This window comes from Mesorhizobium sp. M7A.T.Ca.US.000.02.2.1 (assembly GCF_003996995.1).
GTDB lineage: Bacteria > Pseudomonadota > Alphaproteobacteria > Rhizobiales > Rhizobiaceae > Mesorhizobium.
The window spans coordinates 1-1,535 of the sequence record NZ_RZTT01000727.1; the positions used below are offsets into that span (position 1 = coordinate 1).

At 63.1% G+C, this 1,535-nt stretch carries 1 protein-coding gene and 1 pseudogene; both read right to left on the reverse strand.

What is annotated here, in order from left to right:
• Positions 1-602 (reverse strand): sulfite exporter TauE/SafE family protein (locus tag EOD15_RS34030; protein ID WP_148129809.1); only part of this gene is annotated, 602 nt, incomplete at its 3' end.
• Between the two features lie 192 nt (positions 603-794).
• Positions 795-1,451, reverse strand: a pseudogene (locus EOD15_RS34035) (SEL1-like repeat protein); the annotation flags it as partial.
• Between the last annotated feature and the right edge of the window lie 84 nt (positions 1,452-1,535).

The window sequence follows — 1,535 nt, forward strand, 5'->3', positions numbered from 1 at the left end:
ACCATGATGAAGCCGCCGCCGACGCCCATGATCGACGACAGGAAGCCGATGCCGGCGCCAAGGCCAAGGACGGGGATGACGCTGACGAACAGTTTTGAGGCCCTGAACCGCATCTTCAGCGGCAAGCGGTGGATCCAGTTGTGCTGGCCGGATTTCTTCAGCACCGGTGCCGCACCGCTGCGCGTGGCGCGCAGCGCATTGACGCTTTCGACCAGCATCAGCCCGCCGACGGTGCCGAGCAGCACGACGTAGAGCAGCGAGATGAACAGGTCGAGCTGGCCGAGGCGGCGCAGGAAGGCGAAGACGAAGATGCCGCCGGTGGAACGGACAATGCCGCCGGCCAGCAACACCCCGCCGAGCTTGAAGTCGAGCGTCCCTCGCTTCATGTGCGAAAGGACGCCGGAGACGGAGGAGGCGATGACCTGGTTGGCGCCCGTGGCGACCGCGATCGCCGGGGGTATGTTGTAGAAGATCAGCAGCGGCGTGATGAGGAAGCCGCCGCCGACGCCGAACATGCCCGACAGGAAACCCACCGCCGCGCCCATGGCCAGCAGGACGAAGATATTGACGGAAATTTCCGCGATCGGGAGATAGATGCCCACCCGTCAGTCTCGATCAGTTCTGCCTGTCGGCGAATGCAACCGTTGCGGGCATCTTGACCCGACAAGCCAATTCGTTCTTGCCCCGGAGGTGCTGCGAAGTCAAACCGCGCTACGCCGCCGAAACAAAAAACATCTCAATCAGTTAACAGGCGAATGTGTGGCAAGGGCGTCGTGGAAACGACGCCTCTGCCGTTATTTGCGCGCCAGCAGTGCCTTGACCAGTTTTTCATCGACTTCGCCGGTCGCCGGCATCTTGTTGTCGGTCTGGAAAGCCATGATCGCGGTCTTCGTCTTCTGGCCCATCTTGCCGTCGGCGCCGCCGGCGTCATAGCCGTTCTTGTTGAGAATGCGCTGGATGTTCTGGACGGCCTTCTTCATGTCGATGCTGGCTGTCGTCTGCGGCGCGCCGTCCTGCCAGGACTCGGGAATGTCGGCCGAATTGGCCGCTGCATCCAGCGGCTTGGCCTTCCACAGCTCAGTCGCGGCGCGGGCGCGTTCGAGCTGCTCGGGCCGCAGCGCATTGGCGATCTCGTCACGCTTGGCAGCGGCATCCTTGTCGCCGGTCTTGGCGACGAGCGCGAACCATTTGTAGGATTCCTCGAGGTTCTGCTTCATGCCGACGCCCTTGGCGGCGAGGATGCCGAGATTGAACTGGCTGTCCTTGACGCCGACATCGGCCGCTGCCTGGAACCAGTGCGCGGCCGATTCATTGTCGGTCACGCCGTCTGCCGCCATGGCGAACAGGACGGCCAGATTGTGCATGCCGCTGGCGTTGCCCTGTGCTGCGGAAAGCTGGTACCAGGTCTTCGCCTTCTTGATGTCGCGCGCGACGCCAAGGCGCTGTTCGAAATCGGCTCGCGCTATGCTGAGTCACGCGGCGGCAAGGAAGACATGGCGGCAGCCGCCAAATGGTACGAGAAATCGGCGGAACTC